The 22,883-nt window shown below is 65.6% G+C and carries 24 protein-coding genes; 13 read left to right on the top strand and 11 right to left on the bottom strand.

From position 1 onward, the window contains the following. Positions 1–51 precede the first annotated feature (51 nt). Entirely contained in the window at positions 52–1,008 is a 957-nt protein-coding gene (locus tag IC762_RS21100) for a helix-turn-helix domain-containing protein (protein ID WP_195784166.1), read from the bottom strand. 205 nt (positions 1,009–1,213) lie between these two features. Here IC762_RS21100 and IC762_RS21095 point away from each other — a divergent pair, with 205 nt between their 5' ends. Together IC762_RS21095 and IC762_RS21090 are read left to right on the top strand one after the other, a co-directional pair. Then, positions 1,214–2,224 (top strand): carbon-nitrogen hydrolase family protein, encoded by a 1,011-nt coding sequence (locus tag IC762_RS21095; protein ID WP_195784165.1) that lies wholly within the window; start codon positions 1,214–1,216, stop codon positions 2,222–2,224. Between the two features lie 24 nt (positions 2,225–2,248). Further along, entirely contained in the window at positions 2,249–3,301 is a 1,053-nt protein-coding gene (locus IC762_RS21090; protein WP_195784164.1) for a phenylacetaldoxime dehydratase family protein, read from the top strand. 155 nt (positions 3,302–3,456) lie between these two features. Here the strand turns inward: IC762_RS21090 and IC762_RS21085 are convergent, their stop codons facing one another. Then, positions 3,457–4,308, bottom strand: coding sequence for a LysR family transcriptional regulator (locus IC762_RS21085; RefSeq protein WP_195784163.1), 852 nt, complete (start codon positions 4,306–4,308; stop codon positions 3,457–3,459). Positions 4,309–4,426: 118 nt separating this feature from the next. Here IC762_RS21085 and IC762_RS21080 point away from each other — a divergent pair, with 118 nt between their 5' ends. Next, positions 4,427–5,425, top strand: coding sequence for a bile acid:sodium symporter family protein (locus IC762_RS21080; RefSeq protein WP_210338468.1), 999 nt, complete (start codon positions 4,427–4,429; stop codon positions 5,423–5,425). 164 nt (positions 5,426–5,589) lie between these two features. Here IC762_RS21080 and IC762_RS21075 read toward each other — a convergent pair whose 3' ends face one another. Beyond that, positions 5,590–6,519, bottom strand: coding sequence for a glycine/sarcosine/betaine reductase selenoprotein B family protein (locus IC762_RS21075; protein WP_195784161.1), 930 nt, complete (start codon positions 6,517–6,519; stop codon positions 5,590–5,592). Between the two features lie 91 nt (positions 6,520–6,610). Here IC762_RS21075 and IC762_RS21070 point away from each other — a divergent pair, with 91 nt between their 5' ends. From IC762_RS21070 to tsaA, 5 genes are all read left to right on the top strand, one after another. Then, entirely contained in the window at positions 6,611–7,669 is a 1,059-nt protein-coding gene (locus tag IC762_RS21070) for a transglycosylase SLT domain-containing protein (RefSeq protein ID WP_433995842.1), read from the top strand. Between the two features lie 196 nt (positions 7,670–7,865). Continuing rightward, positions 7,866–8,618 (top strand): AzlC family ABC transporter permease, encoded by a 753-nt coding sequence (locus tag IC762_RS21065; protein WP_195784160.1) that lies wholly within the window; start codon positions 7,866–7,868, stop codon positions 8,616–8,618. Continuing rightward, a complete protein-coding gene (locus tag IC762_RS21060; RefSeq protein WP_195784159.1) occupies positions 8,615–8,959 on the top strand; it encodes an AzlD domain-containing protein in 345 nt (114 codons plus the stop codon). The genes IC762_RS21065 and IC762_RS21060 overlap by 4 nt, the downstream gene beginning before the upstream one ends. Before the next feature lie 60 nt (positions 8,960–9,019). Further along, the gene (locus IC762_RS21055) at positions 9,020–9,994 is read left to right on the top strand and encodes a Bug family tripartite tricarboxylate transporter substrate binding protein (protein WP_195784158.1); all 975 of its coding nucleotides are present in this window, start codon (positions 9,020–9,022) and stop codon (positions 9,992–9,994) included. A 3-nt stretch (positions 9,995–9,997) separates the two neighbouring features. Then, a complete protein-coding gene (gene tsaA, locus IC762_RS21050; protein ID WP_195784157.1) occupies positions 9,998–10,489 on the top strand; it encodes a tRNA (N6-threonylcarbamoyladenosine(37)-N6)-methyltransferase TrmO in 492 nt (163 codons plus the stop codon). Between the two features lie 122 nt (positions 10,490–10,611). On the opposite strand, the gene IC762_RS21045 is transcribed toward tsaA, so the two are convergent. The 4 genes from IC762_RS21045 to IC762_RS21030 all read right to left on the bottom strand — a co-directional run bounded on the left by IC762_RS21045 (position 10,612) and on the right by IC762_RS21030 (position 13,677). Continuing rightward, positions 10,612–11,034: an HIT domain-containing protein gene (locus IC762_RS21045; protein ID WP_195784156.1), complete on the bottom strand. Its 423-nt coding sequence runs from the start codon at positions 11,032–11,034 to the stop codon at positions 10,612–10,614. Positions 11,035–11,087: 53 nt separating this feature from the next. After that, entirely contained in the window at positions 11,088–12,323 is a 1,236-nt protein-coding gene (locus IC762_RS21040) for a GNAT family N-acetyltransferase (RefSeq protein ID WP_195784155.1), read from the bottom strand. 130 nt (positions 12,324–12,453) lie between these two features. Continuing rightward, positions 12,454–13,206 (bottom strand): glycerophosphodiester phosphodiesterase family protein, encoded by a 753-nt coding sequence (locus IC762_RS21035; protein ID WP_195784154.1) that lies wholly within the window; start codon positions 13,204–13,206, stop codon positions 12,454–12,456. A 3-nt stretch (positions 13,207–13,209) separates the two neighbouring features. Continuing rightward, positions 13,210–13,677: a RidA family protein gene (locus IC762_RS21030; protein WP_195784153.1), complete on the bottom strand. Its 468-nt coding sequence runs from the start codon at positions 13,675–13,677 to the stop codon at positions 13,210–13,212. Between the two features lie 243 nt (positions 13,678–13,920). On the opposite strand from IC762_RS21030, the gene IC762_RS21025 reads away from it, so the two are divergent. Both IC762_RS21025 and IC762_RS21020 read left to right on the top strand, forming a co-directional pair. Further along, positions 13,921–14,787 carry a cell envelope integrity EipB family protein gene (locus IC762_RS21025; protein WP_195784152.1) on the top strand — a complete coding sequence of 289 codons (867 nt, stop codon included), beginning with the start codon at positions 13,921–13,923 and terminating at the stop codon, positions 14,785–14,787. Positions 14,788–14,947: 160 nt separating this feature from the next. After that, complete coding sequence (locus IC762_RS21020; RefSeq protein WP_195784151.1) at positions 14,948–15,349, top strand: RidA family protein; 402 nt, start codon at positions 14,948–14,950, stop codon at positions 15,347–15,349. Positions 15,350–15,446: 97 nt separating this feature from the next. Here the strand turns inward: IC762_RS21020 and IC762_RS21015 are convergent, their stop codons facing one another. Continuing rightward, the gene (locus tag IC762_RS21015; protein ID WP_195784150.1) at positions 15,447–16,778 is read right to left on the bottom strand and encodes a DNA polymerase IV; all 1,332 of its coding nucleotides are present in this window, start codon (positions 16,776–16,778) and stop codon (positions 15,447–15,449) included. Then, entirely contained in the window at positions 16,757–17,056 is a 300-nt protein-coding gene (locus IC762_RS21010) for a DUF3572 domain-containing protein (protein WP_195784149.1), read from the bottom strand. The genes IC762_RS21015 and IC762_RS21010 overlap by 22 nt, the downstream gene beginning before the upstream one ends. A gap of 230 nt (positions 17,057–17,286) precedes the next feature. Here IC762_RS21010 and IC762_RS21005 point away from each other — a divergent pair, with 230 nt between their 5' ends. Beyond that, positions 17,287–17,652, top strand: a complete 366-nt coding sequence (locus tag IC762_RS21005; protein WP_195790219.1) for a response regulator — start codon at positions 17,287–17,289, stop codon at positions 17,650–17,652. A gap of 15 nt (positions 17,653–17,667) precedes the next feature. Then, positions 17,668–19,041, top strand: a complete 1,374-nt coding sequence (locus tag IC762_RS21000; protein ID WP_195784148.1) for a PleD family two-component system response regulator — start codon at positions 17,668–17,670, stop codon at positions 19,039–19,041. A 143-nt stretch (positions 19,042–19,184) separates the two neighbouring features. Here IC762_RS21000 and IC762_RS20995 read toward each other — a convergent pair whose 3' ends face one another. Continuing rightward, positions 19,185–20,393: a serine hydrolase domain-containing protein gene (locus tag IC762_RS20995; protein WP_246801127.1), complete on the bottom strand. Its 1,209-nt coding sequence runs from the start codon at positions 20,391–20,393 to the stop codon at positions 19,185–19,187. 133 nt (positions 20,394–20,526) lie between these two features. Next, positions 20,527–21,129 carry a TetR/AcrR family transcriptional regulator gene (locus tag IC762_RS20990; protein ID WP_195784147.1) on the bottom strand — a complete coding sequence of 201 codons (603 nt, stop codon included), beginning with the start codon at positions 21,127–21,129 and terminating at the stop codon, positions 20,527–20,529. 133 nt (positions 21,130–21,262) lie between these two features. Here IC762_RS20990 and IC762_RS20985 point away from each other — a divergent pair, with 133 nt between their 5' ends. After that, entirely contained in the window at positions 21,263–22,495 is a 1,233-nt protein-coding gene (locus IC762_RS20985; protein ID WP_195784146.1) for an MFS transporter, read from the top strand. The last annotated feature ends 388 nt before the right edge of the window (positions 22,496–22,883 follow it).

Raw genomic sequence — 22,883 nt, 5'->3', positions numbered from 1 at the left:
TGTTCTTAGTTGCGAAGCTTCGGATTCCGCGTCAGTTTTTGCGTTGCGAGGTCAGTTCGGCAGCCGGCTGTGCCGCCAGTCGCGCGGGGACAGGCCGTAATGCTCGCGGAACACGCGGCCGAAATGCGAGAGATCGTTAAAGCCCCAGGCAAAGGCGATCTCGCTGATGTGACGATGGCTGTGCGCGGAGGCCGCGAGGTCGCGCTTGCAGCGCTCCAGCCGCTCGGCCAGCACGAAGCGCTGGAACGAGGTGCCCTCGTCGGCGAACAGGCTGTTGACATAGCGCGGCGAGATGCCGAGCGCCGCGGCGGTCTCGGCAAGCCCGAGGTCGGCTTCGGCGAGATGCGCCAGCACATGCGCCTTCAGCCGATACAACAGCGCGGAGCGGTGGGTCGAGGCCGGCAGCGCGGCGCCGCCGAGCCGCTCGCTCATCGCCATCGCGATCAGGTCGGCGGCCTGGTCGGAGAGCCGGATCGCATCATCGGGATCGAGCCTGCCGGCGACATCGCAAAGCCCGGCGATGAACTGGCCGGCCAGCCGCTGCACCGGGCTCGCGGCCGTGAACGTCGTCGCGGTGAGGCCATGGGTGCCGGCGAAGCGCCGGTGCAGCATGGCGCGCGGCACCTGGAAAATGGTCTGCGTGAAGTCGTCGTTGAAGCGCAGCTCATAGGGCCGGGTGGTGTCGTAGAAGGCGAACTCGCCGGGCTGGATCACGGTCTCGCGGCCGTCCTGCAGCACGGCGCCGGCGCCGCGCCTGCCGAGCGCGACCAGGATGAAATCCTCGCTGGCGCGCGCGATCCGCGACGGCGTTCGCAGCACCCGCTGCTGGCCCGACGACACGGTCGAACATTTGACCGGGCCCAGCGACGCGCTGGTGATGGCGCCGTGGAAGGCTGAGCCGAGCTCGGACTTGCAGTCGAGCTGTACGAAGACATCGCAGACGATGTCCTGCCAGAGCGCGAGGCGCCGATGCGTGGGGGCATCGTCGGTGGTGAACAGCGCCGGCATGATTTCCTCCCTTCACGCGTGGAAACACTGGCCACTCAAAAGCAAGGTCCGTACCGAGGACGAATGCGGGGTCCGCCGGCGGTCGAATTTTCGTTCCGTCCGGGTCGAACGGTGCACCCGGTTCCGGGGCAGCATGATGTCAGAGGCCGGCAGCCGCGATCAAGGGCGAACCGGCAGGCTTTATGGGGCTGCCAGGAGGAACATCATGGGTATCGAGCATCCGAAATATCGCGTGGCGGTGGTGCAGGCGGCGCCGGCCTTCCTCGACCTCGATGCGTCCATCGACAAGTCGATCGCGTTGATCGAGGAGGCGGCGACCAAGGGGGCGAAGCTGATCGCGTTCCCCGAGGCGTTCATTCCCGGCTATCCCTGGTACATCTGGCTGGACTCGCCGGCCTGGGCGATCGGCCGCGGCTTCGTGCAGCGCTATTTCGACAATTCGCTGAGCTACGACAGCCCGGAAGCCGAACGTCTCAGGTTGGCGGTGAAGAAGGCCGGCCTGACCGCGGTATTCGGCCTGTCCGAGCGTGACGGCGGCAGCCTCTATCTCGCGCAATGGCTTGTCGGTCCCGACGGCGAGACCATCGCAAAACGGCGCAAGCTGCGGCCGACCCATGCCGAGCGTACCGTCTATGGCGAGGGCGACGGCAGCGACCTTGCGGTGCATGACCTCAAGGGCATCGGCCGGCTCGGTGCGCTGTGCTGCTGGGAGCACCTGCAGCCGCTGTCGAAATACGCGATGTACGCCCAGAACGAGCAGGTCCATGTCGCGGCCTGGCCGAGCTTCTCGCTGTACGATCCGTTCGCGCCGGCGCTGGGCTGGGAGGTCAACAACGCGGCCTCGCGCGTCTACGCAGTGGAAGGCTCCTGTTTCGTGCTGGCGCCGTGCGCCACCGTCTCGCAGGCGATGGTGGACGAGCTCTGCGACCGCGACGACAAGCACGCGCTGCTGCATGTCGGCGGCGGGCACGCCGCGATTTATGGACCCGACGGCAGTTCGATCGCCGAGAAGCTGCCGCCCGATCAGGAAGGCCTGCTGATCGCCGATATCGATCTCGGCGCGATCGGGGTTGCCAAGAACGCCGCCGATCCGGCCGGGCATTATTCGCGGCCCGACGTGACGCGGCTGCTACTGAACAAGAAGCCGTCGAAGCGCGTCGAGCATTTTGCGTTGCCGCTCGACAATTTCGAGGACGTCGACGCGGCGGCGAGCTGACGAAACCAGACGGAGGCAAGGGCCATGGAGTCAGCGATCCCATCACATCTGCAGACGGCACGCTCCCGCCATAAGCGGGTGCCGGACGATTACACGCCGCCGTATCCGTCCTTTGTCGCGCGCCACAAGCCTGCGGTCGCACGCGTGATCATGGCCTATTTCGGCGTGCAATATCGCGGCGAGCCGACGGCCGCAGTGGCGGACGCGCTGGCCCAGATCGCGACGCGCTTTGCCGCGGAGAGCGGTCCGAGCCATTGGGACCGCGCGCACTATGTCGATCAGGCCGGTTTCAGCAATGTGGTCTCGGTCGCTTATTGGGACGATGCCGCGCGTTTCGACGCCTGGTTCGACGCGGCGCGCGAGGCCTGGACCGGTGGCGTTGCTGCGGACGGCATCGGCCGCTTCATCGAGGTGCTGCGGCCGCACGTCGAACGCTACGAGACGCTGTTCTCCTCGCTCGACCGCCCCGAGGGCGTTGCGGTGCTCGCCGACGGCATGAGCGCCGAGGTGCAGGAACACGCCTACTGGGGCGGCATGCGCGACCGGATTCCGCTGTCGCAGACCGATGCGATGGCGCCGGGCGGCGAGCCGCGCGTCGTCAGGGACGGCGATCGCATCCGCGTCGTCGCGTACGACAATCTCTGCCTGATCCGCTCCGGCCAGGACTGGAGCGACACCGAGGCGTCCGAGCGCAGGATGTATCTCGACGACGTCGAGCCGGTGCTGCGCGAGGGCATGGATTTCCTGCGCGACGACGGCATGCCGATCGGCTGCTATGCCAACCGCTACATGCGCATGCTCGATGCCGAGGGCAGGCCCACCGAAAAGTCTTACGGCCAGAGCTGGTGGAAGAGCCTCGCCGCCCTGGAGCGCTGGTCGGAGTCTCACCCGACCCACGTCCGGATCTTTGGCGCGGCGATGAAGTATCTCTCCACGCTCGGCCCCAATGCCAAGCTTCGGCTGTATCACGAGGTCACGGTTGCCGCGGCGGACGAGCAGTTCTTCGAGTATCTCGGCTGTCACGAGCAGACGGGGATGTTGAATGCGGTCAAGGTCGCGGCGGGGCAGTCGACCTGACGGGCTGCCAAAATATCGAAAAACAACCCCATGCAAAGGGGCCGCCGGCTGCCGGCTTTCGATACGGCTTTCGATACGGCACTTGACACGTCGGGCAACTCAGTGGGATTATTCCAATAATCCGAAATCTCTGTTCGCCCAGGGGCTATCGTTTCTTACGGCCGCAACCTGCCCCCATGCGCCGTGATCGCTTGCGCCAATTCGGCGGCCGGGCCGCGTCTCGTCCGGCGCGCGGTGCGGACCACGAACTCGACATTGCCGAGCGGCGGCAGGCCTGAGGGCGGCATCTCCGCGAGGCCATCGGGGATCAGGCCCTGCGCCTGTGGGGTGATGCCGAGGCCGGCCAGTGCTGCGGCACGCAGCCCGTAAAGGCTGCCGCTGGAGCAGACGATGCGAAAGGGCCGTCCGAACCGCTCCATCTCCTCCAGCACCACGCTGCGGCTGACGCTCGGGGCCGAATAGAGGATCAGCGGCAGCGGTTGATCCGGATCGAGCCGCATGCCTGGCGCGCCGGTCCACACCAGGCGGTCCTGCCAGACCAGTTGGCCCAGCGTGTCGCCAGTGCGGCGCTTGCCCAGCACGAGGTCGAGCTCGCCGGCGTCGAGCTGCTGATAGAGGCCGGCGCTCAGGCCGATCGTCAGCTCGAGGTCGACCTGCGGGTGGCGGCGGACGAAATCGCGCAGCAGATCCGGCAGCCGCGAATTGGCAAAGTCCTCGGCGGCGCCGAAGCGGATTTTTCCGCGCACCTGCGATCCCGCAAAGTAGTCGCGGGCGCGCGCATTGGCGTCGAGCACGGCGCGCGCGAAGCCGGTCATCGCGTCACCATCGGCGGTCAGCGTGACCGAATGGGTGTCGCGCACGAACAGGCGCCGGCCGGCGGCCGCTTCGAGCTTGCGGATGTGCTGGCTCACCGTCGATTGCTTCAGCCCGAGGCGGCGGCCGGCCTCGGTGAAGTTCTCCGTCTGGGCCACCGTCAGGAAGGTTTCGAGCTGGGTCGGGTCGAGCATGGAAGCCGCCTGTTATTACATAACGCAATCACAGTAACATCAGTAAGCGCGGTTCACAATTGGCGCGGCCGGGCGCACCTTTTCGGGAGGAAAGGAAGCCGTCATGACCCTGAACCGCCTGCGATCATTTGTCCCCGTCGATCCCTACATCCTCGCCATTGTCGGCATGGTCGGGCTTGCCACTCTGCTGCCGCTGCACGGGCAGGGCACCGTGATCGGCAGCTACGCCACCGATGCGGCGATCGCGCTGCTGTTCTTTCTCCATGGTGCCAGGCTGTCGACCTCGGAGGCGCTGGTCGGCGCCCGGCACTGGCGCCTGCATCTCGTCATTTTCCTCGCAACCTTCGTCCTGTTCCCGCTGCTCGGCGTTGCCGCGCACACACTGGCGCCGCATCTGCTGACGCCGGCATTGTGGGCGGGCGTGATCCTGATCTGCATCTCGCCGTCGACCGTGCAGTCCTCGATCGCCTTCACCTCGATCGCGCGCGGCAACGTCTCGGCGGCGCTGTGCTCGGCGACGGCTTCCAATCTGCTCGGCATCGTCATGACGCCGCTGCTGGCCGGCCTATTGCTGTCGCGCCATGGCACCGTCTCAGGCCACGCTGCGCTCGACATCGTGGTGCAGCTGTTGCTGCCGTTCGTGGCGGGACAATTGTCGCGGCCGTTGATCGGCCGCTGGGTCGCCCGGCACAACGGGCTGCTCGGCCTGGTCGACCGCGGCTCGATCCTGCTGATCGTCTACACCGCCTTCAGCGACGGCGTCAGCCACGGCATCTGGCATCAGGTGAATGCCACGCAACTCGCGATCGTGCTCGGCATCGACGCGTTGCTGCTGGTGATCGTGCTGCTGATCACCAATTTCGGCAGTCAGCTGCTCGGCTTCTCCCGCGCCGACCGCATCGCCATCATGTTCTGCGGCTCGAAGAAAAGCCTCGCGAGCGGGTTGCCGATGGCGAGCGTGCTGCTCGCCGGTCAATCGGTCGGGCTGATCGTGCTGCCGCTGATGCTGTTCCACCAGATACAGCTGATGACCTGCGCGGCGCTGGCGCGCCACTATGCGGAGGCAACGGAAGAATACTCACAGAGCGCAGTTCCGGTATTAGTGAAGGCCCGTTGAGAGAAGCCTCTCCACTGTCGTCCCCCGGCTCGACCGGGGGACCCAGTACGCCGCGGCTTCTCCGTAGCTTACAACCGTCTCTGGAATACTGGGTCCCCCGGTCCATGTGCGCAATTGCGCACAGGCCGGGGGACGACACCGTTAGCCTGGTAAGCGATGGTCCACTACGCGACGCGAAGGCCCTTCGCGATCTCCTTCTGCGCGTCGAACTCGCGGCGCAGGCGCGCCAGTTCGTCCGCGCTCAGAGCGTCGGCATTGCTGTAGTCGCGCTTCCAGGAGGAATCCTCGCTCCAGCGCAGCGGTGACTGCACGGTGGTCTGCGGACCAGGCGCGGTCTCCAGCACGCGCAATGCAAGTTCCAGCGTGAACGCCTGCGAGGCGACATCATGCGGCTTGCCGGCGGAATTGCCGAGCGGGAAATCCGAGAACAAAAAGCGCGGCACCGCGGCGTGCTCGACGATGTCCTTGGCGCAGCCCATCACCAGGGTCGGGATGCCGTTTTCTTCGAGATGCCGCGCCACCAGGCTGACGGTCTGGTGGCACACCGGGCAGTTCGGCACCAGCACCGCGGCATCGACGCCGTCGGCGCGGCAACGCCTGAGGATCTCCGGCGCATCGGTCTCGATGGTGGCGCGGTGGCTGCGGTTGGTCGGGGCGCCGAAGAAGCGCGGGGCGACCTCGCCGATGCGGCCCTCAGTGGCGAGGCGCTTGAACTGCGCCAGTGGGAACCAGGTGTTGCTGTCGGTGGCCGAGGTGTGGGTGCGGTCGTAGGCGATATGGGAAATCCGCAAATCATGCGGCGCCGACGTATCGCCGTCATAGACCGCGTAGAACTTGGCGCCGCCATTGTATTTCGCCCCAGGGTCCTGGTCGCCCTTGGCGGGATCGAACGGCGCCGCGGTCGTGATGATGGTCACGCGCGACTGGTTGAGCGGCTTGGTCAGCGGCTGGAACGGGGCCGTGGTGTAATGCGCCCAGCGGTAAGGGGTGGTGTAGCCGATCGCCGCGTAGTAATCGCGGGTCCGCTTCATGTAGCCGATTGCGACGTCGTCGTCGGGGGCGAAACCGAGCTGATCGTCCGATGGTGCGGCCATGTTGCGCTCCCTTTTGCGCTTCATCATTGTCCGTCATAGCTAGACGAGAGATTTGCGGTGTCAAGCCGCGCCGCGCGGGAACAGACTTGCGATGCGAACAGCCCTGGTTGCCGGACTGAGCATGCTTGCGATCCTGTCGTCGCCATGGGGGGCGCGCGCGGACGACACGGCGCCGGCCGCATCAGCGCCGCCGGCCGCAGAGCAGCCCGCGACGCCTCCCGCGGAAAAGCCTGCCGAGACACCCGTGGCGCCGCAAGCGGATAAGCCCGCAGCGCCTGCCGAGCAGACGCCGCCACAAGCGGCGGAGAAGGCCGCGACCCCCGACAAGCCTGCGGACGACGCGCGCGAGACCGACGCCCGCGAGGCGATGTGCCTGATGATCGAATCCGCGGCGCGGGCCAACGACCTGCCGCTCGAATTCTTCGCCCGCGTGATCTGGCAGGAGAGCCGTTTCCAGCCCGATGCGGTCGGCCCCGTCACCCGCAACGGCCAGCGCGCGCAGGGCATCGCGCAGTTCATGCCGGGCACGGCCAACGAGCGCGGGCTGCTCGATCCCTTCAATCCGGTGCAGGCGCTGCCGAAATCCGCCGAATATCTCAGCGAGCTGCGCAATCAATTCGGCAATCTCGGCCTTGCGGCAGCAGCCTATAATGCCGGCCCGCGCCGGATCCAGGACTGGCTCGGCGGCGCCGGCTACATGCCGATCGAGACGCGCAACTACGTTTCGGCCATCACCGGCTCCAGCGTCGACGACTGGGCCGCTGCTGGCCGCAATGGCAAGATGCCGGAGCGCGGATCGACCAGGAGCTGCCGCGAGCTGATGGCGCTGTTGCGGCGTGCGCCGAATCCGTTCGTCGCCGGGCTCGAACAGCACATCACATTGTCCGCCGCCAAGGTCTGGGGCGTGCAGCTCGCCGCCGGCTTCTCGCGCGACAAGGCGCTCGCGATGTATGCCCGCGCGATGAAGCGGCTCTCCGCCGTGATCGGCGACCAGGACCCGAGCCTGCTCGGCTCGCGCCTGCGCAGCCGCGGTGCGGCCACCTTCTACCAGGTGCGCATCGGCGCCGACACGCGCCCCGAAGCCGACGCGCTCTGCGGCCGCATCCGCAAGGCCGGCGGCGCCTGCTTCGTGCTGAAGAACCGGGCGTGACGTCTCCACGTCATTGCGAGGAGCGAAGCGACGAAGCAATCTATCGATCCGCATACGTGGAGGCGTGGATTGCTTCGCTTCGCTCGCAATGACGGTTGGAGTGAGACCGTCGCATACCGGCCTTGTCCCTGCGCTTGCTTGACCACGCGTTCCGCGCCCTCTAAGCCGCCATCATTGCGAAACCATTCGGTTCCCCGTGGCACTTCCTCCGCTCGATTCTCCGCAATGGCAGACTTCGTTCCGCGCCTTCCTGTGGGGCGCGCGGTCGATCGGGGCGACCGTGCTGACGCTGGTGCTGTTTGCGACCTATCTCGGCATCGGCGCGCTCGCGCATGATTCCGGCTTCTCGCTGCTCTGGACCCTGGCGAGCACGGCGTTCGTCTGGGCGGGGCCGGCACAGATCATCGTGATCACGACGCTTGGCTCCGGCGCCACGGTGCTGCAATCGGCAATCGCGGTGACCGTGAGCGCCATCCGGCTGTTTCCGATGGTGGTGTCGGTGCTGCCGATGATGCGCACCGAGCAGACCAAACGGCGGCAGCTCATTTTGGTCGCGCATCTCACCGCGGTCACGCTATGGGTCGAATGCTTCCGCTTCCTGCCGCAGGTGCCGCGCAACAGGCGGATCGCTTTCGTGCACGGGCTTGGCTGCGGGCTGGTCACGGTCTGTCTGATCGCCAACACGATCGGCTATACGCTCGCCGCCAATCTCTCGCCGCTGTTGGCCGCCGGCATGCTGATGCTGACGCCGCTCGCCTTCCTGTTCTCCACCGCGCGCAATTGTCGCGAGCTCGCCGACGTCGTGGCGCTGGTGCTCGGGCTCTTGCTGTTCCCGCTGGCGGCAATGCTCAACAGCGGCGTCGATATCCTGGTCAGCGGCGTCGCCGCCGGAACCATCGCTTATGGTGTCCACCGCGTGAGAGCCGGCACGGTGAGGGCACGCGCATGAATGGCTTCATCGGCGATTGGCATGCGCTCGTCACGCTGTTCATCGCAGGCGTTCTGCCCAACCAGGTCTGGCGCATGCTCGGCCTCTGGTTCGGCGGCGGCATCGACGAGAGCTCGGAGTTGTTGGTGTGGGTGAGGGCGGTCGCGACCGCGATCCTCGCCGGCATCATCGCCCAGATCGTGGTGCAGCCGCCGGGCGCGCTGGCGAGCATCCCGGACTTTCTGCGCTACGGCGCCGTCGCCGCGGGCTTTGTGGTCTTCATGCTGACCCAACGATCGATCTTCGCCGGCGTGATCGCAGGCGAAATCGTCATGCTCACCGGCAAATATTGGCTCGGCTGATTGCGGCTCGCGCGTATTCCGCTACTCTCGCTGCCCAAGAACAACAATGGGAGAAACGGCATGAGGCGGCGCGCATCATCGGCATTCATTCTCGCGTTCGCCGCCATCCTTGCGGCGCTGCCCGCACGGGGCGCCGATTATCCGACGCGTCCGATCAAGCTCGTCGTGCCCTATGCCGCGGGCGGACCGACCGATGTGCTCGGCCGTATCGTCGGCGAATATCTCGGGCGCGATCTCAAACAGGTGGTGGTGGTCGAGAACAAGGCCGGCGCGCAGGGCGCGATCGGCGCCGAGGCTGTGGCGCGCTCCGATCCCGACGGCTACACGCTGTTCGTGACGGCCGCCTCGATCTTCGTGCTCAACCCGCTGCTCTACAAGAAGCTGCCGTATCAGCCGAGCGATCTTCGCGTGCTGGCGATCGTCACCGACGCGCCGATGATCATGGAGGTGAATCCGTCGGTGCCCGCGAAGACGATCGCGGAGTTCGTCGCCTACGCCAGGAAGAATCCCGGCAAGCTCAATTTCGGATCGGCCGGCACCGGCGGCACGGTTCATCTCGCCGGCGAGATGTTCAAGCAGATGGCCGGCGTCGAGATGACCCATGTGCCCTACAAGGGCGCCGGTCCCGCGCTGACCGACCTGTTGTCCGGCAACATCCAGCTGATGTTCGACACGCTCGGCACCGCGCTGCCGCCGGTCAAGTCCGGCATGCTGCGCGCGCTCGGCGTCAGCTCAAAGGAGCGAATCCCCGATCTGCCCGATCTGCCGACGATCGCCGAGAGCGGTTATCCCGACTACGCGGTCAGCGTCTGGTATGGTATCGCTGCGCCATCGAAGGTGCCCGACGAGATCGCCGGCAAGATCAAGGCGAGCCTCGACCGGGCCTTGAATGACGAGACGTTTCGCGCTTCGCTGGTGAAGATCGGCTTCCCGCCGCTGCGCCCGAAGAGCCAGGCCGAGATCGACAAGTTTGTGGAGACCGATCGCGCGCGATGGGCGGGCGTGGTCAAGACACTGAACATATCGCTGGATTGAGACATGGTACGTGAAATGGAATTGCGCGAGGGCGAGGTCGCCGTCGATATGCCGGCAGCGCGCGATGCGGGCCTTGTCTTCATCGGCCGGATCCGCACGCCCTGGACCTCGCGGCTGGAGACGCCGCGGCAGGGGCGGCATGACGGCCCGGTGTGCCGGCTCGAGATCTTCGAGCCGTGGATTGCCGCGATCAAGGGGGTCGATTTCTACGGCAATCTCGAAGTGCTGTACTGGCTGCACCAGTCGCGCCGCGACATCGTGCTGCAAAGCCCGAAGAACAACGGCAAGACCCGCGGCGTGTTTTCGCTGCGTACACCAGTGCGTCCCAATCCGATCGGCACCTCGATCGTCAAGCTGGTCGGGGTCGAGGGCAACGTCATTCTGGTGCGCGGCCTCGATTGCCTCGACGAGACGCCGCTGATCGACGTCAAGCCGGACCGCTGTGAGTTCACGCCATTGGCCCCGCCGCAGGCCGGGGATTTCGAGACGGAGTAATTCCTCCGTCGTCATTCCGGGGCGTCGCGCAGCGACGAGCCCGGAATCCATCGGGCCGCGTTACGAGTGGATGAATGGATTCCGGGCTCTCGCTGCGCGAGCCCCGGAATGACGAGGGGAGGTTACTTGAGCGCCGCGATCAGCTTCGCGGCATTCGCCTCCAGCACCTTGCCGTCTTCCTTTTGGCTCGCAGGCGGCAGCAGCGCGACGCCGTCCTTGCGCGGCATCACGTGCATGTGGAGATGGAATACGACCTGGCCGCCGGCGGGTTCGTTGAACTGCTGCACGGTGATGCCGTCGGCTTCGAACGCCTTCATCGCTGCGGCGGCGATCTTGTGGGCGGCGCGCGCGACGTGGGCGTAGTCGTCGGGGGTGATGTCGAGGATGTTGCGGGCAGGGGCCTTCGGGATGACAAGCGTGTGGCCGGGCGAGCGCGGCATGATGTCGAGGAACGCCAATACGTGGTCGTCTTCGTAGACCTTGTAGCTCGGGAATTCGCCGCGCAGGATCTTCGCGAAGGGATTTTGCGGGTCGTAAGCGGGCATGGCGGCGGCTCCTCAAGCTTCTGAGCGTTAATGTCGCGGTCGCGAGCCAGACGTCAAGCGTCGTCCTCGTGCGTTTTGCGGAACGGGCCGGCCTCGGTGAGCTCGCGGCCGGCCTCCTCGACATAGGCGCGCTCGCGCTTCAAATAATCGTCGATCGCGCGGCGCAGCCCGGGATCGGCGATGAAGTGCGCCGAGTGGGTGGTCTGCGGCAGGTAGCCGCGTGCCAGCTTGTGCTCACCCTGCGCGCCGGCCTCGACGACCTTGAGGCCACGCTGGATCGCGAAATCGATCGCCTGGTAATAGCAGACCTCGAAATGCAGGAACGGGTGGTGCTCGACCGCACCCCAGTTGCGGCCGAACAGCGTATCCGAGCCGATGAAGTTGATCGCGCCCGCAATCCAGCGTCCGTCGCGCTTGGCCATCACCAGCAGCACGTCCCGGCTCATGCTCTCGCCGATCAGCGAGAAGAATTTTCGGGTCAGATACGGCCGGCCCCATTTGCGCGAGCCGGTCTCCATGTAAAACTCGAAGAAGGCGTCCCAGGCGTCCTCGGTGATATCAGCGCCGGTCAAATGGTGGATGGTGATGCCGGCGGCCACTGCCTCGCGGCGCTCGCGCTTGATCGCCTTGCGGTGGCGGGAGTTCAGCGAGGCCAGGAAATCGTCGAAGGTCTTGTAGCCGTCATTGTGCCAGTGGAACTGCTGATCGGTGCGCTGCAGGAAGCCGTGTGCACCCAGGAACTTCGCCTCGTCCTCGCGGGCAAAGGTCACGTGCACGGAGGAGGCCTCGGTGGCGTTGCAGAGCGCGCGCAGGCCGCGCGCCAGTGCCGAGCCGATCACCTCGCGGTCGACGCCGTCCCGGATCAGGAGCCGCGGGCCGGTCGCGGGCGTGAACGGCACGGAGACCTGAAGCTTCGGGTAATAGCTGCCGCCGGCGCGGTGATAGGCCTCGGCCCAGCCGCGGTCGAACACGTATTCGCCCTGCGAGTGCGATTTCAGATAGCAGGGCACCACGCCGACGATCTTGCCGTCGAGTTTTGCCACCAGATGCCGCGGACCCCAACCGGTTCGCGCGCAGGCCGAGTTGGAGGCCTCGGCAGCAGCGAAAAACGCATGCGAAACGAACGGGTTATAGGCGGGCTTTGAGATCGCCTGGCAGTCACCTGCGAGCGTGTCGAGGTTCTCCAGGCTGTCCGGATCCGGTGTCGGATTGGCGCACGCATCCCACTCAGCGGCGGGGATGTCGCTGATATCAGGGACGGCTTCGAGGGTGATTTCGGAAGATGCCATCGAGAAATGCGGCGGGCTCTTACTTTTCCGGACCATGCGCTTGATCAGCCATGGCATATGGCTAGCAACGCGACTTGCCCCTGCCAAGATCGTGCGTCGCAGCGACGACTTCAAGGCTGCAAGGGACATGTCAGGTTCCCGGAACAAACCCCTCGAAAATCATCTGATCGGCGTAGCGCGCGGCGCGCTCGCGCTGTTCCGCCGTCCGCACGGTCCAGGCCAGCAGCGGGCAGCCGAAGATGCGGCGCGCAATCCAGGGCGCCGGCGCCGGGAGCTGGTTGACCCAGAAGGCGACGAAATGCGGCTCGGTGCGGAAGCCGTGCCGCAAGTGAAGCATGCCGTCGCGCTGCGCCGGCGTCAGCTTGGTCCAGGAGCTGTCGTCATAGCTGCGCTGGGCGGTGATGCCGCGCGGCAGCTTTGGCATGATCTCGCGCAGCGCCAGCACCTGGTCGGGATCAAACGACATGCCGACCACCGGACCGGAATAGGAGGCGAATACCTCCGCCATCCGCTGCGCCAGCTTGCGATCGCCGTCAAAGTGGCTCTTCACCTCGACGACCAGCGGCACGCGGCCGGCGACCAGCGTGCAGAGGTCGCCGAGCGTCATCATCCGCTCGGGCGTGCCCTTGAACTGCACCGCCTTCAACTCGGCCGCGGTCTTGGTCAGCAGCGCGCCGGAGCCCTCGGTGAGGCGGCCGAGCGCATCGTCGTGATGCACCATCGCCTCGCCGTCGGCAGTGAGCTGGATATCGCATTCGATGGCGAAATTGCCCGCGATCGCAGCGTTGGCCGCAGCCGGCATGTTCTCGATGATGCCGCGGGCGGCATCATGCAGGCCGCGATGGGCTACCGGCCGCTTCGTCAGCCAATCCGGGGCGCGCATCGGTCAGGCGACTTCGAACACGCCTTCCACTTCCACCGCGGCGTCCGCCGGCAGCGAGGCGACGCCGACCGTGGTGCGGGCGTGGCGGCCCTTGTCGCCGAAGGCCGCGACCATCAGGTCGGAGGCGCCGTTCATGACCTTCGGTCCGTCGAGGAAGTCGGGCGCGGAATTGATGAAGCCGCCAAGCCGGACCACGCGCACCACCTTGTCGAGGTCGCCGAGCGCGGCCTTGATCTGCGCCAGCACGTTGATCGCGCAAGCCTGCGCCGCGGCTGCGCCTTGCTCGATGCTGACGCCGGCGCCGCATTTGCCCTTGGCGACCAGCTTGCCGTCGGCGCCGTAGCAGACCTGGCCGGACACGAACAGCAGGTTGCCGGTGCGGACGAACGGCACATAGTTTGCGACCGGGGAGGCCGGCTCGGGCAATGTGATGCCCTGTGACGCCAGCTTTTGCTCGACAGTACCCGCCATTTGTTTGATCCCCGGTTGGTTTTGCACGACGCCTGAAAACGCGGTCAGGCCGCGATTGTTTCGCGCATCGCGGGGCTGGTTGCAAGCGAGGCCGCTGGCGAATAGCCCGTGTGACAAGGCGCGGAAAGCTGCCGAAAAACCCGGCATTTCCATTTGTGTCCGTACCGTTTTTGTGAAACTGCCCCAGTTGCGGCGCAATAGGGCCGCCACTATTGTGACGAATCGTCCCCTCGAGGAAAAACCATGATCCCGCCGTTCCGGACTCCGTCGCGTGCCCTGGTCCAGGCGATGGCCGTTGCCGCAGGACTGGGACTGGCCCACGCGCCGGCGGCGTTGGCCGCGGGCGGGCCGTTCCTGGCGCATCAGGCGCTCTACGATCTCAGCCTCGTGAAGTCGCGCGGCAGCAATGCCATCAGCGATGCGCGCGGGCGCATCCTGTACAATTTCTCGGGCAATTCCTGCGAGGGCTACACCTCCGAATTCCGCCAGGTGTCGGAGCTCGACAGCGGCGAGGGCAAGGTCACGCTGTCGGATCTGCGCTCGTCGTCCTGGGAGGACGCCGCCGGCAAGAGCTACCGCTTCAAGATCGACACCCGGATGAACGACAGTGAGACCGCACCGGTCGATGGCGTCGCCGAGCGGGTCGGCGACCACATCTCCGTGAAGCTGACCCAGCCGGTGAAGAAGTCCTTCGATCTCGACGGCAACATCGTATTCCCCACCGAGCAGATCCAGCACATCATCGCCGCCGCCAAGGAAGGCAAGTCGGTGCTGGAATTGACCGTCTATGACGGCTCCGACAATGGCGAGAAGGTCTACAGCACGCTCTCGGTGATCGGCCGTCCCATCCCCGGCGACACCGCGCCGTCCTCGCCCGACCCGTCGACCGCCAACGACGTGATGAAATCGATGACGCGCTGGCCGGTGACCGTCAGCTATTACGACCGCGACGCCAAGGCCAAGGACGGCGAGCAGACGCCGGTCTATGCGATGTCGTTCGAGCTTTATGAGAACGGCGTCTCCCGCGCGCTGGTGCTCGATTACAACGATTTCGTGATCTCGGGCGCGATGGACAAGTTCGACGTCAAGGATGCCAAGCCGTGTAAGTGACGACGTAGTCGTCATTCCGGGGCGATGCAAAGCATCGAACCCGGAATCTCGAGATTCCGGGTCTGGTGCTACGCACCATCCCGGAATGACGTCCTCTCTGGTCGAGCGCGCCGCGGCCGGATACGCTTCCCCCAAACACACCTGCCAGGGAGGCACATCCATGAGCAAGAACCAACATCTCCGCCCCAGCGGCCTGCACCACAATCCGGCCTATTCCCACGTCGTCGTCGCCTCCGGCGCGCGCACGATCTACATTTCGGGGCAAGTGTCGGTCGACGAGGAGGGACGGGTGGTCGGTCCCGGCGACCTCGCCGCGCAGACCACGCAGGTGATGCACAATCTCGGCCTGGCGCTGAAATCCGCCGGCGCCACTTACGCCAACATCGTCAAGATCACGACCTTCGTGGTCGGCTACAAGCCGGAGCTCCGTCCCATCATCGGCAAGGCGCGCTCGGTATTCTTCGAGGGCATGGAGCCGCCGGCCTCGACGCTGGTCGGCGTCTCCGCGCTCGCGGCTCCGGAATGGCTGATCGAGATCGAGGCGGTGGCGGTGGCGGATTGAGATCTTCGCTTGCGGGCTTGACCCGCGCATCCATCTCGTTTGAGAGAGTCCTCTTTAGATGGATGGCCGGGTCAAGCCCGGCCATGACGAAGGAGAGTTAGTCCTCCTCCGCGCTCTTCTCCGGCCCGTCATAGGCAATGCCCCGGATCACGGCGGCATTGCCGAACTTCTTGCGCAGATTGTCGATCGCGCGCTCGGCGTGGGCGGAGCGGCGGTCGAGCATGTCGGAATCGTTCGCCTGCGATCCCGCCCGCAGCGCGCTGACACCGGCGCCCATCAGGCGGAAGGCAGTGCCGTCTATCTCCTTGGACAGCATCTCGCGCGTCACTGCGAAGATCTTTGCCGCAAGCTGGGTTGGGGTCTGGATCGATTGCGAGCGGGTGCGCTGGCGGAAGTCGGCGGTCTTCAGCTTCAGCGTGATGGTGCAACCGGAGAGCTCGCCGGTCTTCAGCCGTGCCGAGGTCTTCTCGCACAGCCGCCACAAGATCCGCTCCAGCGTCGCGAAGTCGCGGATGTCGGTCTCGAAGGTGGTCTCGCTCGAGATCGTCTTGGCGCCACGATCGGCCACGACGCTGCGATCGTCGATGCCGCGCGCGAGTCGCCACAACCGTCGGCCTTCGCCGCCGAACTGTTTCATCAGCTCGGTCTCGTCGGCGCGCTGGAGGTCGGCGATGATGCGGAAGCCGCGCTGCACCAGCTTCTCCTGCGTCGCCGGCCCGACGCCATAGATGAAGCCGACCGGCTTCTCCGCGAGCATTTCGCGGGCCTCCTCCTGGTCGAGCGCGGCAAAGCCGCGCGGCTTGTCGAGATCGGAGGCGATCTTGGCCAGGAACTTGTTGACGGAGAGCCCGACCGACACCGTGATCCCGACGTCGCGCTCGACGTCGCGCGCGAACTTCGCCAGCACTTTCGCAGGGATCATGCCGTGCACGCGCTGGGTGCCGGAGAGATCGAGGAAGGCTTCGTCGATCGAGAGCGGCTCGACCAGCGGCGTCAACGCCTGCATGGCGCGGCGCACCTCGCGCCCGACCCGGACATATTTCGCCATGTCCGGCGGAATCACGGCCGCGTCGGGGCAGAGTTCCAGCGCCTTGAACATCGGCATTGCCGAGCGGACGCCATAGGTGCGGGCAATGTAGCAGGCGGCCGACACCACGCCGCGCTTGCCGCCGCCGATGATCACGGGCCGGTCGGCGATCTCAGGGTTGTCGCGCTTCTCGACGGTGGCATAGAACGCATCGCAATCGATATGCGCCAGCGCCAGCGTGGGCAGGGCGCGGTGACGCACCAGCCGCGGCGAGCCGCAATGGCTGCATCGCTTTGCCTTGATGTCGAGATCGCCGAGGGAATCGCCAAGGCAGTCTCGGCAGAAACCGAGGGGACCGCGAGATGCTGCCGCGGCTGAGGTCACGGCACGTCGCGCTCCCATCTGGGATCGTTGAGCGCCTGATGTGCGGCGGCGATGTTGGTCGGGTGCAGTTCCGATGCGCTCGCGAACGCCTTCACGGTCGCATCGTCGCGCATCACGAAATCGAGCACGCTCGCAAGAAATTGAGGATTCGACGCCGCGTTCCGCAGCGTCTCTGGACCGATTCCGGTTTCGGCCAGGAACAGGCCCAGCCGCTCAGGATCGCCGGCGATGAAGCCCAGCGCCTGAATCGCAACGATTTCAGCGACTTCCCGGGGGTTGTGAACAGGCTTTTTCACCGCGCCGGTTTGCCTTTCCGTTAACTTATGGTCTCTAATGAGAGGCCCATCATGCCCGAGTCTTCCGCGCCTACACAAGCAAACGGAAACCACACTGCGGAAGTTGGAGTTACGGGTTAACGGGTTAGAGCGATTCTGGCGCTAGTTTGAATTCACATTTTCGACGCGTCCCGGGCGCGGTGCGCGAGGTGCCGCAGCCGGGCTTGTTTCCTGGATTTGGGAGGGACGGGATGGCCAAAACCGTCCTGATCGTGGAGGACAACGAGCTCAATATGAAGCTCTTTCGCGATCTGTTGGAAGCGCATGGCTATCAGACCTCTGGCACCAGCAATGGTTTCGAGGCGCTCGATCTCGTCCGCAAAATGCGCCCCGATTTGATCCTGATGGATATCCAATTGCCGCAGGTGTCCGGCCTCGAGGTCACGCGCTGGATCAAGGACGATCCCGATCTGCGCGCAATTCCGGTGGTCGCCGTCACGGCCTTCGCGATGAAGGGCGACGAAGAGCGCATCCGCGAGGGCGGCTGCGAGGCCTATTTGTCCAAGCCGATCTCGGTCGGGAAATTCATTGAGACTGTCCGACGCTTTATCGGATAGGGGAGTACTGGTTCAATGTCCGCGCGTATCCTCGTCGTCGATGATGTTCCGGCGAACGTCAAGCTGCTGGAAGCCCGCCTGTCGGCCGAATATTTCGACGTGCTGACCGCATCCAACGGCACCGAGGCGCTGGAGATCTGCACGCGCGCGGAATGCGACATCATCCTGCTCGACGTCATGATGCCGGACATGGATGGTTTCGAGGTCTGCCGCCGGTTGAAGTCGAATCCGGCGACGCATTTCATTCCGGTGGTGATCGTCACGGCGCTCGACAGTCCCTCCGATCGCGTGCGCGGGCTCGAGGCCGGCGCCGATGATTTCCTCACCAAGCCGGTCTCCGACGTCGTGCTGATCGCGCGCGTGCGCTCGCTGACGCGGCTGAAGATGATGACCGACGAGTTGCGCATGCGCGCCATCACCTCGCTCGAGATCGGCATGCAGGCGCCCGAGCGCAGCGCGATCGCCGACAAGGGCATGGGCGGCCGCATCCTGCTGGTCGACGACCGTCCGTCGTCCTACGAGAAGCTGGCGCCGATCCTGGCCAGCGAGCACCACGTGGACGTCGAGACCAATCCGTCGGAGGCGCTGTTCCACGCCGCCGAGGGCAATTACGACCTGCTGATCGTCTCGCTCAGCCTCGACAATTTCGACGGGCTGCGGCTATGCAGCCAGGCGCGCTCGCTGGAGCGCACGCGCCAGGTGCCGATCCTCGCGATCTCGGATGCCGACAACAATGCGCGGCTGATGCGCGGGCTCGAGATCGGCGTCAACGATTATCTGCTGCGCCCGATCGACAAGAATGAGCTGCTGGCGCGCGCCCGCACCCAGATCCGCCGCCGCCGTTACACCGATCATCTGCGCGACAATGTGCAGAACTCGATCGAGATGGCGATCACGGACGCGCTCACCGGCCTGCATAACCGCCGCTACATGGAGAGCCATCTCGGCACACTCGCGGAGCAGGCTTCAAGCCGCGGCAAGCCGTTGGCGCTAATGATCCTCGACATCGACTATTTCAAGTCGATCAACGACACCTACGGCCACGATGCCGGCGACGACGTGCTGCGCGAATTCGCCGTCCGCATCCGCAAATCGATCCGCGGCATCGATCTCGCCTGCCGCTACGGCGGCGAGGAGTTCGTGGTCGTGATGCCGGAGACCGATCTCCACGTCGCCGGCATGGTCGCCGAGCGGCTGCGGCGCTCGATCGCCGGCGAGCCGTTCTCGGTCGAGAAGGGGACCAAGCGGATCGAGGTCACGATCTCGATCGGCCTCACCACACTGGAGCGCAAGGGCGAACCGGTCGGCGACGTGCTGAAGCGCGCCGACACGGCGCTCTATCGCGCCAAGCACGACGGCCGCAACCGCGTGGTTTCGGCGGCGGCCTAAGATCGTCGCTCTTGTCGTCACCCGCGAAGGCGGGTGACCCAGTATTCCAGAGGCCGTGGTGTTTCAACGAGAGGCCTCGGCGTACTGGATACCCCGCATGCGCGGGGTATGACACCTGAGAACGCGGGTGACGACAGCGGTGGCTACCTTCCGAGCTTCACCGCCTCATACGCCATCCGCTTGAACTCGAACACGAACGGGTGGATGAACGCCATCTGTCGCTGCGCCATCATCACGCCGGCTGTGCCGGTCTTCGGCGAAATCCACCATTGCGTGCCGGCGACGCCGCCCCAGTAGAGCTCGCCCGCGGCGTCGGGGTGATCGATCGGCGCGGTGGGATCGAGGATCAATCCGCCGGTGAGACCGTAGCCCTTGCCGGGCTGCTCGCCCATCATCGCAAAGCGAAGCCATTTGCCCGGCGCGAGTTGGTTGGTCATCGCCTGCGCGATGGTCTCCTGCTTGAGCAGCGTCGGCCCGCCCGGCAGCAGGCTGCGGATCAGCGCGACCATGTCGGGCATGGTGGAGACGAGACCGCCGCCGCCATTGAAGCGCGGCACCGGGCGCAGATAGGCGCCGGGGTAGGGCGAATTGTCGGTGCGGGTCAGTCCCGGCTTCATCGGCTCCATCAAATCAGCGCCGGCGTAATAGGCGACGAGACGGCTCTGATCCTTCTCCGGCACATAGAAGCCGGTGTCGACCATGCCGAGCGGATCGAGGATCCGCGCCTTGATGAATCTGTCGAACGGCTGGCCGCTGATCACCTCGACCAGGCGGGCGACCACGTCGATCGCGACCGAATATTCGAACGACGTGCCGGGATGGAACACCAGCGGCAGGTCCGCCAGACCGTCGATCATGTCGGACAGCGGCGTCATCGGATTGAGGATCTTGCGCTCGCCATAGGCCTTGAAGATCGGCGTGCCCGGATCGAACAGGCCGTAGCTCAGACCCGCGCTGTGGCTCAGCAGATGGCGAACGGTGATCGATCGCTGCGCCGGCTCGGTGTCGTCGATCGACGTCGCGCCCGGCCGTAGCACCTTGCGATTGCCGAGCTGCGGGATGTAGGTCTCGATGGGATCGTCGAGCTTGAAGCGGCCTTCCTCGAACAGCAAGAGCGCGGCGCAGGAGGTGATCAGCTTGGTGTTGGAGAAGACGCGGAAGATGTGGTCGGTGCGCAGCGGCGTTTGCGCTTCCTTGTCGGCGCAGCCGACGCAGCCGACCTCGGCGATGTCGCGTCCCACCAGCACCGTCCAGGAGATGCCGGACAACAGATTGTCGTCGACGTAGCGCTGCATGGCCGCGCGCGCCGGCGCGAAATCGTAGCCGGTGGCGGTCACCTTCAGGTCTTCCATGGTCGCTCCCCTGTTGTGCCGGGCGCTGGTTGCGCGAGCATCGGCAATGTCGCCTGACGGAATATCCAGTTGCGGATGCCGTCATGCGCCGTCAACGCTAACAACCAAACGCGACGGGAAGGCGCAACCGTATTCAGCTTGTGGGCTTCTTGCCAGTGGAAGCGGATTTGCCGACCTTCACGCCGGCATTGGCCAGCAGCACCCGGGCGGCCTCCCTGGCCGCGCGCGCCATCGTCGGGTCGTCGCGCACCAGGTCCTGCGCGATCGAGCCGTCGACCAGCAGCACGAGCTGGGTCGCTAGTCCCTCCGGGTCGGTGACGCCAAGCTGGCGCAAGAGATCGCAAAACCAGACGCGGCGGCTTTCCTTGAAGGCGATTGCGATGTCTCTCACGCTGCGGTCCTCGTCCTCCGGTCCGAGCTCGGCTACGGCGTTGACGAACGGGCAGCCGCGAAAGTCCTCCGCCGCAAAGCGCCGCTCCAGCGCATCGAAGGTCGCAAGGATCTGTTCGGCCGGTGGCTTGTCGGAGGGGCGGGGCTGCACGAAGCGGCGCTGCAGATAGGCTGCGATCAGCGCATCCTTCGACGGGAAGTGGTTGTAGAGCGTGCGCTTGCTGATGCCGATTTCGGCCGCGATGGTGTCGACGCCGATGGCGCGAATGCCCTGCAGGTAGAACAGTTTGTCGGCGGTCTCGAGGATCCGCTCTTTCATGGTCTGTTTGGGAGGCGGGGAAGCCATGCGCCGGCCGTGATCCTTGTCGCTTGACAGCAGAGCCTCTGTATAGACTAATTACACAGGTCTGTGTAACCAAAACAAGCGGGAATCGCAGCCTGCGGCTATCGTGCCGTGCCCGGACGGGAGAACAAAAACAATGCGCCTGTTGCAGATCCTGCGTCCCACGCTTCCGATCCTGATCGGCGCCTCGGTCATGCTCACGCTGAGCATGGGTCTGCGGCAGAGCCTCGGCATCTTCCTGCAGCCGCTGACGCACGACATCGGAATCTCGGTGTCCCATTTCACGCTGGCACTCGCGGTGCAAAACCTCGCCTGGGGCTTTCTGCAGCCTATGGCCGGCGCAATGACGGTGCGTTACGGCTTCCGTCCGATCATGGTGCTGGGGGCGTTGGCCTATATCGCCGGCCTCGTGCTGATGACGACCGCGCACGGGCTCATCAGGCTCATGCTCGGCGCCGGTGTGTTGATCGGCTTCTCGCTCGCCTGCACCGCCAATGCGATCGCGATGTCGGTTGCGGCGCGCGCGGTGCCGGAGACGGTCCGCTCGACCGTGCTCGGCATCGTCTCCGCCGCGGGCTCGCTTGGTGCGCTGCTGTCGGCGCCGCTCGGTCAGATGCTCAATGAAGGATTCGGCTGGCGCGTCGGGCTGGCCGGCTTTGTAATCCTGTCGGTCTTCATGATCCCGGCCGCGTTGTTTGCCGGGCGCGTCGACAAGATTCCGCTGCCGAAGCCCGCGGGCGACGACATCGGCAACGCCACGGCCATGACGGCGGCGAAGACCGCGTTCGGCAATGCGTCCTTCGTGGTGATGACCTGCGCCTACATGGTCTGCGGCATGCAGCTCGTGTTCCTCACCACGCATCTGCCGTCGTATCTGGCGATCTGCGGCCTCGATCCGATGCTGAGCGCCCAGACGCTCGGCATGATCGGCGGCTTCAACGTGCTGGGCTCGCTGTTCTTCGGCTGGGCCGGCCAGCGCTGGAACAAGCTCGCGCTGCTCGGTGCGATCTACATCTTCCGCTCGCTGGCACTGGCCTGGTACTTCATGCTGCCGGCGACGCCGGCCTCGACGCTCTTGTTCGGCGCCATCATGGGCTTCCTCTGGATGGGCGTAGGTCCCTTGGTTGCGGGCGCGGTCGCCGAGATGTTCGGGCTGCGCTGGCAGGCGATGATCCAGGGCCTTGCCTTCATGAGCCACCAGCTCGGCAGCTTCCTCGGCGCCTATGGCGGCGGGCTGATCTACGATCAGCTCGGCTCCTACACCATGGCCTGGCGGATCGGCGTTGCGCTCGGCCTTGCCGGCGGCATCATCCAGGTCGCGTTCGCGCTGATCCGGCCGTCGCAACCGCCGCTGCTCAAGGCCGCGTAGCGCCAAGCCGCATCGAGGCTGCAAAGCAAACCGGCAGTCGCCGGGTGATGCCCATTTTCCGATCAGTTTCTGCTGCAAGAACCGGCAGTGGATCGCGGCATTGCTCCGTTTCGGATTGAAACGCGAATATGTCCAATGGCTTGTGCTGCCGTCGCCGGCGGCACGAATCTTGTATCGATTTGGCCAAGAAATAGAGTTGGAAACCCGTTGCTGAGGTTTCCGATGTGGGGAACCCCATTGGAAGGGCTGGCCAATCATGAGGCTGGTCGCCGCCAATCTTCAGCCGCCCCAGCCCGACGGTCGCGTGGCGCCGACGAGCCCGTGCTTGTTGCGTCTGACATCAGGCAGCACGGCACATCACCCGAAATTCCAGACCGGCACGCAATGG

The sequence above is a fragment of the Bradyrhizobium genosp. L genome (genome assembly GCF_015624485.1).
In the GTDB taxonomy this organism is placed as follows: domain Bacteria; phylum Pseudomonadota; class Alphaproteobacteria; order Rhizobiales; family Xanthobacteraceae; genus Bradyrhizobium.
This window is presented reverse-complemented; position numbering and strand designations above follow the sequence as displayed.